At 63.4% G+C, this 13,754-nt stretch carries 15 protein-coding genes; 10 read left to right on the top strand and 5 right to left on the bottom strand.

Annotated elements, in window-relative coordinates; all coding sequences use genetic code 11:
• Nucleotides 1-627 (bottom strand): flagellar biosynthetic protein FliO (locus RAD16_RS31240; protein ID WP_458161660.1); only part of this gene is annotated, 627 nt, incomplete at its 3' end.
• A 355-nt stretch (nucleotides 628-982) separates the two neighbouring features.
• On the opposite strand from RAD16_RS31240, the gene flgB reads away from it, so the two are divergent.
• The 10 genes from flgB (at nucleotide 983) to RAD16_RS31190 (ending at nucleotide 10,282) form a co-directional block, all read left to right on the top strand.
• Complete coding sequence (flgB, locus tag RAD16_RS31235) at nucleotides 983-1,387, top strand: flagellar basal body rod protein FlgB (protein WP_458161659.1); 405 nt, start codon at nucleotides 983-985, stop codon at nucleotides 1,385-1,387.
• Nucleotides 1,388-1,405: 18 nt separating this feature from the next.
• The gene (flgC, locus tag RAD16_RS31230) at nucleotides 1,406-1,831 is read left to right on the top strand and encodes a flagellar basal body rod protein FlgC (protein WP_458161658.1); all 426 of its coding nucleotides are present in this window, start codon (nucleotides 1,406-1,408) and stop codon (nucleotides 1,829-1,831) included.
• 16 nt (nucleotides 1,832-1,847) lie between these two features.
• The gene (gene fliE / locus RAD16_RS31225) at nucleotides 1,848-2,162 is read left to right on the top strand and encodes a flagellar hook-basal body complex protein FliE (protein ID WP_220012760.1); all 315 of its coding nucleotides are present in this window, start codon (nucleotides 1,848-1,850) and stop codon (nucleotides 2,160-2,162) included.
• A 171-nt stretch (nucleotides 2,163-2,333) separates the two neighbouring features.
• The gene (gene fliQ, locus RAD16_RS31220; RefSeq protein ID WP_011088555.1) at nucleotides 2,334-2,597 is read left to right on the top strand and encodes a flagellar biosynthesis protein FliQ; all 264 of its coding nucleotides are present in this window, start codon (nucleotides 2,334-2,336) and stop codon (nucleotides 2,595-2,597) included.
• A 17-nt stretch (nucleotides 2,598-2,614) separates the two neighbouring features.
• The gene (gene fliR, locus RAD16_RS31215; protein ID WP_458161657.1) at nucleotides 2,615-3,385 is read left to right on the top strand and encodes a flagellar biosynthetic protein FliR; all 771 of its coding nucleotides are present in this window, start codon (nucleotides 2,615-2,617) and stop codon (nucleotides 3,383-3,385) included.
• Nucleotides 3,386-3,392: 7 nt separating this feature from the next.
• Nucleotides 3,393-4,472 carry a flagellar biosynthesis protein FlhB gene (gene flhB, locus RAD16_RS31210; protein ID WP_458161656.1) on the top strand — a complete coding sequence of 360 codons (1,080 nt, stop codon included), beginning with the start codon at nucleotides 3,393-3,395 and terminating at the stop codon, nucleotides 4,470-4,472.
• Nucleotides 4,473-4,626: 154 nt separating this feature from the next.
• A complete protein-coding gene (gene cckA, locus RAD16_RS31205; RefSeq protein WP_458161655.1) occupies nucleotides 4,627-7,212 on the top strand; it encodes a cell cycle histidine kinase CckA in 2,586 nt (861 codons plus the stop codon).
• A gap of 325 nt (nucleotides 7,213-7,537) precedes the next feature.
• Nucleotides 7,538-8,554 (top strand): Tim44 domain-containing protein, encoded by a 1,017-nt coding sequence (locus tag RAD16_RS31200; RefSeq protein ID WP_458161654.1) that lies wholly within the window; start codon nucleotides 7,538-7,540, stop codon nucleotides 8,552-8,554.
• Between the two features lie 146 nt (nucleotides 8,555-8,700).
• A complete protein-coding gene (locus RAD16_RS31195) occupies nucleotides 8,701-9,381 on the top strand; it encodes a lectin (RefSeq protein ID WP_458161653.1) in 681 nt (226 codons plus the stop codon).
• A gap of 193 nt (nucleotides 9,382-9,574) precedes the next feature.
• Nucleotides 9,575-10,282: a glutathione S-transferase gene (locus RAD16_RS31190; RefSeq protein ID WP_458161652.1), complete on the top strand. Its 708-nt coding sequence runs from the start codon at nucleotides 9,575-9,577 to the stop codon at nucleotides 10,280-10,282.
• 43 nt (nucleotides 10,283-10,325) lie between these two features.
• Here RAD16_RS31190 and RAD16_RS31185 read toward each other — a convergent pair whose 3' ends face one another.
• The 4 genes from RAD16_RS31185 to RAD16_RS31170 form a co-directional block, all read right to left on the bottom strand.
• Entirely contained in the window at nucleotides 10,326-11,000 is a 675-nt protein-coding gene (locus RAD16_RS31185) for a methyltransferase family protein (RefSeq protein WP_458161651.1), read from the bottom strand.
• A 116-nt stretch (nucleotides 11,001-11,116) separates the two neighbouring features.
• Nucleotides 11,117-11,284 carry a hypothetical protein gene (locus RAD16_RS31180; protein ID WP_458161650.1) on the bottom strand — a complete coding sequence of 56 codons (168 nt, stop codon included), beginning with the start codon at nucleotides 11,282-11,284 and terminating at the stop codon, nucleotides 11,117-11,119.
• 290 nt (nucleotides 11,285-11,574) lie between these two features.
• Nucleotides 11,575-12,048, bottom strand: a complete 474-nt coding sequence (locus tag RAD16_RS31175; protein WP_458161649.1) for a hypothetical protein — start codon at nucleotides 12,046-12,048, stop codon at nucleotides 11,575-11,577.
• Nucleotides 12,049-12,145: 97 nt separating this feature from the next.
• Nucleotides 12,146-13,717 carry a P-loop ATPase, Sll1717 family gene (locus tag RAD16_RS31170; RefSeq protein WP_458161648.1) on the bottom strand — a complete coding sequence of 524 codons (1,572 nt, stop codon included), beginning with the start codon at nucleotides 13,715-13,717 and terminating at the stop codon, nucleotides 12,146-12,148.
• Nucleotides 13,718-13,754 lie beyond the last annotated feature (37 nt).

Genomic DNA, 13,754 nt, shown 5'->3' with positions numbered 1-13,754 from the left:
CGGCGGCTCGCTCTGGCGCGGCGGGCGCGGCATCAGCGGCGGCTCGTTACGGGCGACGCGCGGCGGAATCGGTTCGGGACGCGGCTCGCGCTCGGGGCGCGGCGCCATCGGCTCGGGCGGGAAGGCGGCCAGCGGCGGCTCGTTGCGGCGCTCGGCCAGGACGGGAGCGGGCCGCCGCACTTCGTCGGCGAAGGAGGGACGTGCCGGCCGCGGCGGCGGCTCGGGCATCTGCGGCTCGGGATGATCGAGCATTTCAGGGCGCGGGGCCTCGTCGGCCCAGCCGCCGGCATCCGGCATCGGCGCAAGGCGCGGCGGTTCGGCGGCGTTGGGGCGCTGCGGAAGCTGGTCGCGGCCGGGCGCGGCGCGAACGATATTGGGCTCGACGACGATGTCGGTGGGACCGCCGATCATCAGGAGATGCTCGACATTGTCACGCCGCACCAGCACCAGGCGCCGGCGGCCGTCGACCGCGGCGGCATCGATCACCGCCAGGCGTGGCATCCGGCCGCGCTGGGTGTTGGCGCCGAGCCGCGTGGTCGCGAATCGGCGGACCAGCCAAGCGGCAACGCCGATCAACGCCAGAACGACGATGAACGCGACGATGAAGGTGATAGGGCTACCGTTCATACCTGTCCCCGGCAAATGGCGCTTCGTTCGTGCCCATGGTCAGATGCGCCAACCACCGGCTTCTTGATGCCCCAAAACTGCGATTTCTTAATGTCCCACGGCAAGTTTCGCCGTCCCCAACTCTTAATAACCTATGAATCGCTCGATCCAAAACGACTTCTTGGCCTGTACATGCGCCGCCAAGCGGTTGGGTTAATGCCACTTTTGGACGCGTAGAATCACGGGCCCACGAGGTCGTGTCCCGGCGGGAGACAGGCGGAAGCGGCGTCTTTAACGACCTGTTAACCATACACGCGGCAAATTCTGCCTAGCTTCGGACCTCGAGGTCCTGAAGGGGCGGAAGGAGCCGCAACGAATGTCCATCAACGACCTCCCGGTGCTGTCGGCGCTTCGCACCAAGATGCAATGGCACCAGGAACGCCAGCGCGTCCTGTCCGAGAACGTTTCCAACTCCGATACGCCCAAGTTCCGCCCGCGCGACCTGGTCGAGCCGAAACTCGACAAGGCCGGAGCGGTCACGGGCTCGATGGGCCCGCTGGCGATGACCGTCACCAGCGCCTCGCACATGAAGCCGTCGGGCGCGGCGTCCGGATTCGACCAGAACAGGAATGCCGGTTTCGAGACCCGTCCTGCGGGCAACGCGGTCAATCTCGAAGAAGAGATGATGAAGGCCGCCAGCAACCAGATGGACTACGCGGCGGCGACCTCGCTCTATTCGAAGAGCCTGCATCTGCTCAAGACCGCGATCGGCAAGGGCTAGAGCTAGGGGAACCGCATCATGGCGAATGACAGCAGCGACTTTGCCCGCTCGATGGCGATCGCGACCTCTGGCCTGCGGGCGCAGGCGGGGCGCATGCGGGTGATCTCGGAAAACATTGCGAACGCGGATTCGACCGCGCAGAGCGCCGGCGGCGATCCCTATCGGCGCAAGGTGCCGACCTTCTCCTCGGCGCTCGACCGCACGCTCGATGCGCAGGTCGTCACGCTCGGCAAGATCAAGCCCGACCAGTCCAACTTCCGCGTCAAATATGAGCCGAACAATCCGGCGGCGGATACGATCGGCAACGTCAAATATCCCAACGTGAACTCGGTGGTCGAGATGACCGACATGCGCGATGCGCAGCGGTCCTACGAGGCCAACCTCAACATCATCAGTGCGACGCGCCGGATGATCCAGCGCACGCTCGACATCCTCAAGACCTGAACAGGACAACTGAGCCATGGCATCACCGTCAGTCGCCGCCAATGCTTATGCGAACCTCGCCCGCGTGCTGGAAAACACCGGCGCCGGTGCCGGCAAGGGCAGCGAAGCGAGCGGGCAGTCCTTTGCCTCGCTGCTGAAAGACGCGGTCGGCAGCGTCATGGAATCCGGCCGCAAGTCCGACGCGCAGACGGTGGCGATGGCCGCCGGCAAGGCCAACGTGATGGACGTGGTGACGGCGGTCGCCGACACCGACGTCGCGGTGTCGACGCTGGTCTCGGTCCGCGACCGCGTGATCGCGGCGTACGAAGACATCATGAAGATGCCGATCTGACTTTAGCGCTGGCGCTCGCCCCAATCGTCATTGCGAGCGAAGCGAAGCAATCCAGAATCTTTCCGCGGCGGCAGTCTGGATTGCTTCGCTTCGCTCGCAATGACGAGGGGAGAGGGCATTCGTTCCCCGCCGAGGTGGCGGGGATGAAGGTTCAATAGAGGAATTCTGCAAATGACCGGACCCGAGACCCTCGACGTCGCCCGCGATGCGATCTGGACCATCGTGATCGTGTCGTCGCCTTTGATGGTGGTCGGCCTCGTGGTCGGCGTGATCGTGTCGCTGTTCCAGGCGCTGACGCAGATCCAGGAGCAGACGCTGATCTACGTGCCGAAGATCCTCGCCATCTTTGCCACGATGCTATTGGCGCTACCGTTCATGGCCGACTCGCTCCACGCCCACATGCTGCGGATCTCGTCGCGAATCATCGGCGGCTGAGGCAAGATGCGTAGATTATGCGCATCGACGTCTCGCTGCTGCCGGCGCTCGCCGCTTCCTTCATGCTCGCCTTCGCCCGAGTCGGCGCGATGGTGATGCTGCTGCCGGGCCTCGGCGAGACCAACATCCCGACGCGCATAAAACTGTCGATCGCGCTCCTGCTCACGCTGATCATCCTGCCGCTGCATCGCAGCGCCTATCAGGTCGACATGGGATCGCTGGCGCCACTGCTGGTGCTGATGCTGCATGAGATCGTGATCGGAATCGTACTCGGGGCGACCGCGCGCGTGACGCTGTCGGCGCTCCAGGTCGCGGGGGCCGTGATCGCGCAGCAGATGGGGCTCGGCTTCGTCACCTCGGTCGATCCGACGCAGGGACAGCAGGGCGTGCTGGTCGGCAACTTCCTGACCATGCTCGGGGTGACGCTGCTGTTCGCCACCGACAGCCATCATCTGGTGATCGCGGCGCTGAACGACAGCTACACGATCTTCTCGCCGGGCGAGACGATGTCGAGCGGCGATGTCGCCTCGCTGGCGACGCGCGCCTTTGCCGCCGCGTTCCGGCTCGGCCTGCAGCTCTCCGGCCCGTTCCTGGTGTTCGGCCTCGTCTTCAATATCGGGCTCGGGGTGCTGGCGCGGCTGATGCCGCAGATGCAGGTCTATTTCGTCGGCGTGCCGCTGTCGATCTTCGCCGGCTTCCTGGTGCTCGCCGTGGTGCTCACCGCGATGATGGGCACGTATCTGGATTACTTCATCGGTGTCATGCACCAGATGATGCCGCTGAAATAGGTGATCGATGGCGGAAGACAACGATCCAGAGAGTCAAACAGAAGACCCGACACAAAAGCGTCTTGACGACGCGCTCGAACGCGGCGACGTCGCCAAGAGCCAGGAGATCAACACCTGGTTCATGATCGCGGGCGGCACGCTCGTGGTCTCGACCTTCTCGGGTTCGGTCGGCGGCGGGCTGCTGACGCCGATGCGCAACCTGCTCGCCAATTCCTGGATGATCAAGACCGACGGCAGGGCTCTGCTCGCATTGATGCAGCAGATCGAATTCGCCGTGCTCGCGGCGATCGGCGTGCCGCTGTTGATGCTGGTGCTGGTGGCGATTGCCGGCAACATGCTCCAGCATCGCCTGGTGTGGTCGGCCGAATCCCTCAAACCCAAATTCAGCAAGCTCTCGCCCGCCGAGGGCTTCAAGCGCATCTTCGGCAAGCAGGCTGCGGCGAACTTCCTCAAGGGGCTCGGCAAGCTGGTCGTGCTCGGCGTGGTCATGACCGTGGTGCTGTGGCCGGAACGGCATCGCATGGAGGCGATGGTCAGGCTCGACCCGGCCTCCATGCTCGGCGCCACCACCAGCATGACCATCCACCTGCTCGGTGCGGTGGTCGCCGCGCTCGCGATCATCGCGATCGGCGACTATTTCTTCCAGTACCGCAGCTGGTTCCAGCGGCAGAAGATGTCGCTCCAGGAGATCAAGGAAGAGTTCAAGCAGTCCGAAGGCGACCCGCACATCAAGGGCAAGATCAGGCAGTTGCGGCAGCAGCGTGCCAAGAAGCGCATGATGGCGGCGGTTCCCAAGGCCTCCGTGATCATCACCAACCCTACCCACTATTCGGTGGCGCTGTCCTACGAGCGCGGCATGTCGGCGCCGATCTGCGTTGCCAAGGGCGTCGACAATCTCGCCTTCAAGATCCGGGAGATCGCGCGCGAGCACGACATCCCGATCGTCGAGAACGTGCCGCTGGCCCGTGCGCTCTACGCCACCGTCGACATCGACCAGGAAATCCCCACCGAGCACTACCACGCGGTCGCCGAAGTCATCGGCTACGTCATGCGGCTGAAACAGGGATTCCGCGCCGGGCGCGGATAAAACCCCCGAAAAGTACCGGAAATGGCCGTAAACTGGGAATCAGCGTACCTTTCAGCCTTGCTGCCCTTGCGCCTGCGGGTCCTGATGAGGCAGGGAAGGCCCCGTGCGCGCGGCGGCGCGTTGATTCTCTGCCAACAGGCTGCGCCAGCTCGAGATGACTGCTGAGACCGACCACGACCTCACACGCGAGCCCGTTGCGGCGCACGAGCCGTCGCCGCGCTCGGGCAGCATTGCGCTGGTGCTGCTGGTGGCCGCCGGCCTCGTCGCCGTCGCCGTCGGGCTGATGACGCTCGGGCGCGCGCAGGCGCAGCCCTATATCCTCGGAATTCTGGCCGTGCTGGCGATGGTCGGCCTGTTCAGCCTGTTCGCCTTTGCCGCCGGCATCATCCGCTTCGTCGACCGCAATCTCGACGATCCCGTGATGGGGCGCATCGCCGACCACGATTTCGACGGCCTCGCGGTGACCGATCCGCGCGGCCATATCGTCTACTCCAATGCGGCCTATCTGACCCTGACCGGCGCCTCAGGCCCGCAGGAGGTGCGCCCGGTCGAGCGCGTCTTCATCGGCAATCCCGATGTCTCCGAAGCCGTGTTCCGCCTGCTCAAGGCCGCCCGCGAGGGCAAGCGGCAGCAGGAGGAGGTGCGCATCTCCGGCCAGGACGGCAGCCAGGGCCGCTGGCTGCGCATGCGCGTCCGGCCGCTCGGCACCGGCAAGCGCGAGGCCAAATACGCGGTGTGGTCGATCGCCGACATCACGCGCGACCGCGAGCGCCAGGAAGACGTGTTCCAGGAGCTCCAGCACGCGATCGAATATCTCGATCACGCGCCGTGCGGCTTCTTCTCGGTCAATCCGGCAGGCGAGCTTGCCTATGTCAATGCGACCCTGGCGAACTGGCTCGACTATGACCTCGCCGAGATCGGCTCGGGCGGCCTGAAGCTCACCGACATCGTCTCCGGCGACGGCGCTTCGCTGCTCACCTCGATCGTGGCGGTGCCGGGCGAGGTGAAGACCGAAGTCTTCGACATCGACCTGCGGATGCGGACCGGCAAGACCATGCCGGTGCGGCTCTATCACAAGCTCGCTTTCGGCGCCGACGGTGCGCCGGGGCCGTCGCGCACGCTGGTCATCAGCCGCGCCCGCGACGAGCGCAGCGATCCCGATCGGGCCGCCGAAGTGCGCTTCATGCGCTTCTTCGACCACACGCCGATGGCGATCGCGACGGTCGACCGCAGCGGCAACGTCGTGCGGGCCAATGCGCGCTATGCCAAGCTCGGGCAGGCGCTCGGGCTCGACAGCGCCAGCAAGTCGATCTTCCGCGCCGTCAATTCGCGCGACCGTCACCTCCTGATCGCGGCGATCAACCAGGCCGCCGAAGGCCAGGCCGACGTTGCGCCGGTCGAGGTCGCGCTCGAAGGCGCCAAGGAACGCTGGGGCCAGTTCTTCGTCACGCCGGTGGACGCCGCCGAGAACGACGCGGAAGCCGCCATCGTGCACATGCTTGAGACCACCGAGCGGCGCGCGCTGGAGAACCAGATCAACCAGTCGCAGAAGATGGAGACGGTTGGCCAGCTCGCCGGCGGCATCGCCCACGACTTCAACAACGTGCTCTCCGCCATCATGATGGCGAACGACTTCCTGCTGAACGCGCACAAGCCGACCGATCCGTCGTTCCAGGACATCATGCAGATCAAGCAGAACGCGACGCGTGCTGCGACGCTGGTGCGCCAGCTGCTGGCGTTCTCGCGGCGCCAGACGCTGCGGCCGCAGGTGCTCGATCTCGGCGATGCTTTGAGCGATCTCACCATGCTGCTGCGCCGCCTGATCGGCGAGAAGGTCAAGCTCGACCTGATCCACGGTCGCGACCTCTGGCCGGTCAAGGTCGACGTCTCCCAGTTCGAGCAGGTGATCGTCAATCTCGCGGTGAACGCGCGCGATGCCATGCCTGACGGCGGCAAGCTGATCATCCGCACCGCCAACGTCACGACTGATGACGCCGGCAAGCTCGCCTACAAGGGCATGCCGGCCGCGGACTATGTGCGGATCGAGGTCGCCGACACCGGCACCGGCATCCCCGCCGACATCCGCGACAAGATTTTCGAGCCGTTCTTCTCGACCAAGGAAGTCGGCAAGGGCACCGGCCTCGGTCTCTCCACCGTCTACGGCATCGTCAAGCAGACCGGCGGTTTCATCTACGTGGATTCCGAGCCGGGGCAGGGCACCTCGTTCCACATCTTCCTGCCACGCCATCATGCCGAGCCGGAGGTGCAGGTCGAGCAGCCCGCAGCCGCGGTCAGCGCGGCCAATGGCGCCGCGAAGGAAGCTGCACCCGCCGCAGCGGAAGCCAAGCCGCGCACCGATCTCACCGGGCAGGGCACCATCCTGCTGGTCGAGGACGAAGAGGGCCTGCGCGCGCTCAACGCTCGCGGCCTGCGCTCGCGCGGCTACACCGTGGTCGAGGCCGAGAACGGCGTCGAGGCCATGGAGGTGCTGGAAGAGCAGAGCGGCGCGATCGATCTCGTCGTTTCCGATGTCGTGATGCCGGAGATGGACGGCCCGACCTTGCTCAAGGCGATGCGCGAGAAGAACCCCGACATCAAGTTCATCTTCGTCTCCGGCTATGCCGAGGACGCCTTCGAGAAGAGCTTGCCCGAGGGCCAGCAGTTCGACTTCCTGCCAAAGCCATTCACGCTCAGCCAGCTCGTGGCTGCGGTGAAGGAGACGATGACGAAGCAGGGGTGAGGGCGAGAGTCGGCGCGCCGCTCCGTCATTGCGAGCGAAGCGAAGCAATCCAGAATTTCTCCGCGGAAACACTCTGGATTGCTTCGTCGCTTCGCTCCTCGCAATGACGGTGGTGAGAGAGCTTGGCCTGCAATCACGCGGGGAAAAAGCTGAAATCCCGCCGTTAAGCCGCCGGTAACCGGCGACCACGGTTCCCCCACCCACCCGGCCAAACCCCCGCCAAATATGGGCTTTTGCCACATCCCCGCGACTGAGGGCCGCAGCCACAAGTTCCGAAACCGTCTTCACTTTTCGGGAAGTCTGCCCATGTTAGGGGCACATCCCCATGCCGGGGATTTGGGAAACGCAAATGACTTTCTCGCAACGCTCCCGCTCTCTCTTCAAGACGATTGCCGTCGTGCTGGCGCTTGCGCTGCCGACCGCGCTCGCCATCTCGTCCGCCGACGCGCGGGTCGGTGGCGGCATGTCGTCGGGTTCGCGCGGCTCGCGCACCTATTCGGCGCCGCCGTCGACCACGACTGCGCCGGGCTCGGCCTCCCAGTTCAACCGCACCTACACCCAGCCGGGTGCAGGCATGAATTCGGCCGCGGCTGCGCCCGCGCGCGGCGGCCTGTTCGGCCGCGCCGGCGGCTTCATGGGCGGCCTTGCGGCCGGCTTCCTCGGCGCAGGTCTGCTCGGCATGCTGTTCGGTGGCGGCCTGTTCGGTGGCCTCGGCGGCCTGTCGTCGATCCTGGGCCTGATCATCCAGATCGTGCTCGTGGTGTTCGTGGTGCGGCTGGTGATGTCTTGGTGGCAGCGCCGTCATGCCCCGCAGGCGGCCTATGCCAATGCTGACGCAGGCAACGGTCCCGGACCGCAGACCAACTATCGCAGCGCCCTCGGCGGCGGTCTTGGGGGCGGCCTCGGTGGCTTCGGCTTCGGCGGCGCCAACAACGCGCCGCTCGAGATCAAGCCGGATGACTATGAGGCGTTCGAGCGCCTGCTCGGCGAAGTCCAGACCGCGTGGTCGAACGAGGACGTGGCCAAGCTGCACACGCTCGCGACGCCGGAGATGGTCTCCTATCTCGAGCAGGACCTTAACCAGAACCGCGCGCGCAACGTCGTCAACAAGACCAGCAACGTGAAGCTGCTGCAGGGCGACCTCGCGGAAGCCTGGCGCGAAGGCGAGACCGAATACGCCACGGTGGCGCTGCGCTTCGCGCTCACCGACAAGACGGTAGACCGCAACACCGGCGCGGTTGTCGCCGGCAGCGAGCAGCCGGGCGAGGTGACCGAAGTCTGGACCTTCGCCCGCCGTCCGGGCGGTTCTTGGGAACTCTCGGCGATCCAGCAGACCAACTGATCGCATCCGACCATCAGAAACCAGGGCGTCGTGCTTCCAGCACGGCGCCTTTTTCTTTTGGGTCTCTCGCATCGCGGCATCGGAATAAGCGGGCGCACGTCGGGTTGAAATCAGGCGGCCAACAAAAACACAATCGGGAGGACAAGATGATCCGTATCGAGAGATCCGTGACGATATCAGGCCTCGCGGTGGCGATGGCCTTGCTTGCGGCGCCATCGGCACAGGCGCAGTCGGCCGACATGACGTTCTTCGTGACCTCCAACGGCCCGGGCAAGGGCGCCGATCTCGGTGGCCTCGAGGGCGCCGATGCGCAGTGCCAGAAGCTGGCGCAGGCCGGCGGCGCCGGCGCCAAGACCTGGCGCGCCTATCTGTCGACGCAGGCCGCCGACGGCAAGCCGGCCGTCAACGCCAAGGACCGTATCGGTAAGGGACCGTGGCAGAACGCCAAGGGCGCGGTGATCGCCAAGGACGTCGCCGATCTGCACGGCGCTAGCAACAATCTCACCAAGCAGACCGCGCTCAGCGAGAAGGGCGAGGTCATCAACGGCCGCGGCGACACGCCGAACCGGCACGACATCCTCACGGGCTCGCAACCGGACGGCACCGCCTTTGCCGCGGGCGACGACAAGACCTGCAAGAACTGGACGTCGAGCACGCAAGGCTCAGCAGTCGTCGGCCATGCCGATCGCCAGGGCCTGCGCGACGACGAGCCGTCAAAATCGTGGAACAGCTCGCACCCCTCGCGCGGCCCCGACGGCGGCTGCTCGCAGGCCGATCTGAAGAGCACCGGCGGCGACGGCCTGCTGTATTGTTTTGCCGCGAACTGAGGCTCTCTCCTTCGTCATTGCGAGGAGCGGAGCGACGAAGCAATCCAGACTGCCTCCGTGGAAAGACACTGGCTTGCTTCGCTTCGCTCGCAATGACGGAGTGTGTTGCGAGAGGGTTCCGCCCTCACCCTGACGGAACCCGTAGCCACATGCTACATTGGTCCTGACGCATCCACGCTCACGGACCTCTCCCATGAAATACGAGCTCTACTACTGGCCCGAGATCCAGGGCCGCGGCGAATATGTGCGGCTGGCGCTGGAGGAGGCGGGGGCGGCTTACGTCGACGTCGCACGCGGTCCGCGCGGCTCCGGTGCGATGATGAAGATGATGGACGCCCACAAGGGCACGCCGCCCTTTGCGCCGCCGTTCCTGAAAGCCGGCAAGCTCGTCATCGGCCAGACCGCCAACATCCTGCTCTATCTCGGCAGCCGCCATGGGCTGGCGCCGAAGACGGAGGCGGGCAAACTCTGGGTGCACCAGCTTCAGCTCACCATCACCGATCTCGTGGTCGAGATCCACGACACCCATCATCCGCTTGGGCCTTCGATGTACTACGAAGACCAGAAGGCGCCGTCGAAGAAGCGCACGGCGGAGTTTTGGGACGAGCGCGTGCCGAAATATCTCGGCTATTTCGAGCAGCTTCTCGACGACAATGGCGGCACCTACGTCACCGGCCGCAAGCTCACCTATGTCGACCTCTCGCTGTTCCAGATCGTCGCCGGACTGCGTTATGCGTTCCCCAAGCGCATGAAGGTGTTCGAGAAGGATATTCCCGGCCTCGTCGGCCTGCACGATCGCATCGCCGCGCGGCCGAACATCAAGGCCTACCTTGCGAGCGAGCGCCGGATTCCCTTCAACGAGCAGGGCATCTTTCGCCGTTACAAAGAGTTGGACAGCTAAAGCGTTTCCGAGCGAAGTGGATACCGGTTTGCGTGATGGCCACTCACCACACGCCGGGCAGCAGGCGATAGCGCACGCGCGTCACATAGTCGGAATAGCCCGGCAGGCCATCGCGCAGTGTGCGCTCCTCGATGCCGATGCGGATCGCAAACAAGGCGATGATCACAGGCACTATCACCAGGCCCCACCACGAGCCCAGCAGCAGCGGCACGCCGGCGAAGAACAGCACCATGCCGCTGTACATGGGATGGCGCACATGGGCGTAAGGCCCGGTCGAGATCACGCGCTGCGCGCGCTCGGCCTGCAGCTTCACCACGGGCGCCGCGAACGAGTTCTCGCGGAACACCCACAGGATGAACAGCGTCGAGTACACGAATAGCACGAGGCCGAGCATCTGCACCGCGACCGGCACGTCGGAGGATTGCGAACGCCGGTCGAGCCCCATCGCAACCAGCCAGGCCAGCATCGCGACGGCGAAGACGATCATGAAGGCCTTGTCGGCGCCCGGCTGATCCTTTTGCAGGACCGGCCGCAGACGTTCGGCGAGCAGTGCGGGATCGATCCGGTAGAGCCACCAGCCGCAGAGCGGACCGAGCAGCGCGCAGGTGCCGAGGAACACCCAGGCCGAAGGCCAGTGCATCGTTCCGGCGCACGCGAACAGCAATGCGCCCATGCCGACGGTGGTGATCGTGTTCTGCAGCAGCAGTTTTGCAATCATGCGCAGGTCTCAGCTCAGCCGCGCACGATACTGGCCCCGCTATCCGGCGAAGATGCGGCCGGACACGCGAAAAGCCCGATCGAACGGATCGGGCGTTTCATCTCCGGCGGGGCCTATCAGGCGAGCTGATCGATCCGCGTGCCCTGGCCCGGCGGCAGCGGCGCGGGCGGCTGCGGCTTGTAGGTCGGGTCGGCATCCCTAGTCTTGGTCTGGTCGTCCTGCTGCTTGGTCGTGTCGTAGCTCGGCACCACGATCGGCGGCGGCGCAACGGTGGAAACGCTCATCCACAAATCCTCACACATGGAAACAATTGACCCTGGCCCGCGAGGCGCGAAATTTCCTTCAAGGCAATCATTAAAATGCGAGGGAATTGGTGCAGGGGGAGAGGTTGTTCTTACGCCTCATCCGCGCCGTGTGAGGACGACGACAAATCTCTCCCCGTCATTGCTGGAAGCAATCCAGAGTCTTTCCGCGGAGACAGTCTGGATTGCTTCGCTACGCTCGCAATGACGGCGTGTGTGGTGGGCGGCGTCGCGATGCTGGGGGCGCCGCGCTCGTGGCGAGGAAACCTTTTCTACTCGTCCTTGCCGCGCGTGATCGCGATGGACGCATCCGTCTTGGTGCGGGTGCATTCCATGTTGAGCCGCCGGTAGCGCATCGTGATCTTGTCGCCGCGCAAGAGGCCCATCCGCTTCAGGCAGCGCGTCGCGCCTGTCGTGGTGTCGTCCTTGGTGACGGTGAAGACGATCGCCGCCATCGACCCCACCAGCGCGAAGAATTCCGGCGTCGGCTTGCGGTCGCCCTTGGCATAGAGCTCGATGGAATATTTGTCGCCGCGGCAACCGACCGACAGCTCCTTGGCCGCCGGGTGCGTCAGATAGACGACGTTGCCGGCGCGAAAGTTCACCTTGAGGCGATCGACCTGGTTGGCCAGCTCCTTGGCGCTGTCGTCGCAGCGGTCGGCGCGTGCGGGTGTGGCGAGGGTCACAAGGCCGGTGATGGCGGCGGCGACCAGAATCGCGCCGCGGAGGTTCAGTTTGAAAATCATGATGAAAAGCCTCTTCGACCTCATAAGAGCCTGAGCGCTCGCCTCACGCAAGAGCTTCAGACCGGTGAGCTTTGTATGGCGTTAGCGCCGCTCACCGTCACCGTTTACCCCGTCGTCGAGGCGCTATTGCAGAAAGGCGTTTGTAAAGCGAAGGGTGAATCGTCATTCGCTTGTCGAGCAAAAGATTAGGATCTCCTCGAAATGCCCATCGATTCCGTACTTTGTCTGCAGTCGTTCCTGCGCGGAATACGTTGCCTATGGCTCCTAATCGATATAGGTCCGAAAGTATCTCTTTCGCGGACCGGCGGCTCAGCAATTTTTGCGCGTTCGAAGACTCTCGAGCCAATGTTTCAAAGCGTCGATCAATGTCGTCAAGTTGGAATGCGGATGATGACCCCGCGATGACCATCTCAATCACGTCGATGTCCGAAGTAGAGTAGCTTGCACTCAATTCGTACTTTATTTCATCCCACATTTTCGCAGAATAGTCGACCTCAGTTTCGGTTAGAACGTCGATGGAAAATTTTGTGGCTTCTGGGTATTGCTTCTGTGCGATGGATAGCCGCCATACGAGATCGCGAGGCTTGTAAAATGATCGGTCGAGAAGAAATGCATCAATCGTCTGTCCGTTGATGTTTTGCGGAAAGAACTCCTCAATGGAATTCGCCGTGGCTTGGACGCCGAGTGCTCTCTTCGATGAATCGATTTTTCTTCGGATAACCTCTACCAATGGGTGATGAAGGGATCGCCTCGCCATATACCAAGCGAGATTGAATCCTTTGTCGTGGATCAGGCGGTCTACTTCTTGCCCGAGCGGGCCCATGCCATCGACAACCTCGGATCGCACGGCAGCCAAGATATGCACGGATGAATCCGCTCGTCGACAAAGATCATTAATCGCGGCTACCGAAAATATTAGATCGCGTACCATCCGTTGGTCGCGATGATATTGCTCAAGGCTATGAAAGAAGACCTCAAGCTCATCGAAAAAGAGATAGAGGGGCTTAACAAATGTCAGATCGACAAAAATTGTGTCCAGACGACGAGCTAGGGCATCCAACGTTGTTTTTCCGGTCGACCCGTTGGGTTTGAAGTCGCCGCCCAGTTCAGCCTGAAAGAACGACGCATCCGCCTTAACGGTTACATGTGCCCCTTCTAATTTCGGGAGGAAGCCGATTACTTTCGAAAAGACCGTCGGATCTTGAAGGCCGAGAAGCTTGAGATAGGTTTCGAGTTTAGACCCTATCGCTAGGCCTGGCTCCTTCTTGATTGTCTCGCCGATCTTGTGGTGGATGAACCATTTCCAGGCCGTCTTGAAATCCTGCGAGACCTCCATTCGCTTCGCGTCAATGTCGACCCAGCTTATGCCCACTTCGGTTGAAATTTGGAGCCGCTGTTGTTCTGTCAGATCGGATTTGAATAGGATAAAGTCTGTATACGCGCCGGCTTTGCGACATTCTTCGGCGAACCATCGCAGCAAAGACGTCTTACCTGTGCCTCGAAATCCTTCGATCAGAAATATATCATCGTTGCTAAATCGGGCCGGCTCTACTGACTGTGGAATTAGATAGGCGTCAAAAAAGTGCCTGTCTCGGTCGTTCCGAGGTGTGAGATACTCGTGCTTCCCATCTACTTTCCCAATGTTCAAGTTCTTCAACGTGATCGACACAGATTGCGCCCCCCCCATCTGACAGCCGGCCGGAGCC

This window comes from Bradyrhizobium sp. 18BD (genome assembly GCF_054185225.1).
Note: the sequence above shows the minus strand (reverse complement) of the source record. Positions and strands in the feature narration are given on the sequence as shown.

Excerpts from the sequence above, each read along its gene's own strand:
- flgB (WP_458161659.1), top strand. The coding sequence starts at position 983 with ATGTCCATCAACGACCTCCCGGTGCTGTCGGCGCTTCGCACCAAGATG.
- flgC (WP_458161658.1), top strand. The coding sequence starts at position 1,406 with ATGGCGAATGACAGCAGCGACTTTGCCCGCTCGATGGCGATCGCGACC.
- fliE (WP_220012760.1), top strand. The coding sequence starts at position 1,848 with ATGGCATCACCGTCAGTCGCCGCCAATGCTTATGCGAACCTCGCCCGC.
- fliQ (WP_011088555.1), top strand. The coding sequence starts at position 2,334 with ATGACCGGACCCGAGACCCTCGACGTCGCCCGCGATGCGATCTGGACC.
- fliR (WP_458161657.1), top strand. The coding sequence starts at position 2,615 with ATGCGCATCGACGTCTCGCTGCTGCCGGCGCTCGCCGCTTCCTTCATG.
- flhB (WP_458161656.1), top strand. The coding sequence starts at position 3,393 with ATGGCGGAAGACAACGATCCAGAGAGTCAAACAGAAGACCCGACACAA.
- cckA (WP_458161655.1), top strand. The coding sequence starts at position 4,627 with ATGACTGCTGAGACCGACCACGACCTCACACGCGAGCCCGTTGCGGCG.
- RAD16_RS31200 (WP_458161654.1), top strand. The coding sequence starts at position 7,538 with ATGCCGGGGATTTGGGAAACGCAAATGACTTTCTCGCAACGCTCCCGC.
- RAD16_RS31195 (WP_458161653.1), top strand. The coding sequence starts at position 8,701 with ATGATCCGTATCGAGAGATCCGTGACGATATCAGGCCTCGCGGTGGCG.
- RAD16_RS31190 (WP_458161652.1), top strand. The coding sequence starts at position 9,575 with ATGAAATACGAGCTCTACTACTGGCCCGAGATCCAGGGCCGCGGCGAA.
- RAD16_RS31185 (WP_458161651.1), bottom strand. The coding sequence starts at position 11,000 with ATGATTGCAAAACTGCTGCTGCAGAACACGATCACCACCGTCGGCATG.
- RAD16_RS31180 (WP_458161650.1), bottom strand. The coding sequence starts at position 11,284 with ATGAGCGTTTCCACCGTTGCGCCGCCGCCGATCGTGGTGCCGAGCTAC.
- RAD16_RS31175 (WP_458161649.1), bottom strand. The coding sequence starts at position 12,048 with ATGATTTTCAAACTGAACCTCCGCGGCGCGATTCTGGTCGCCGCCGCC.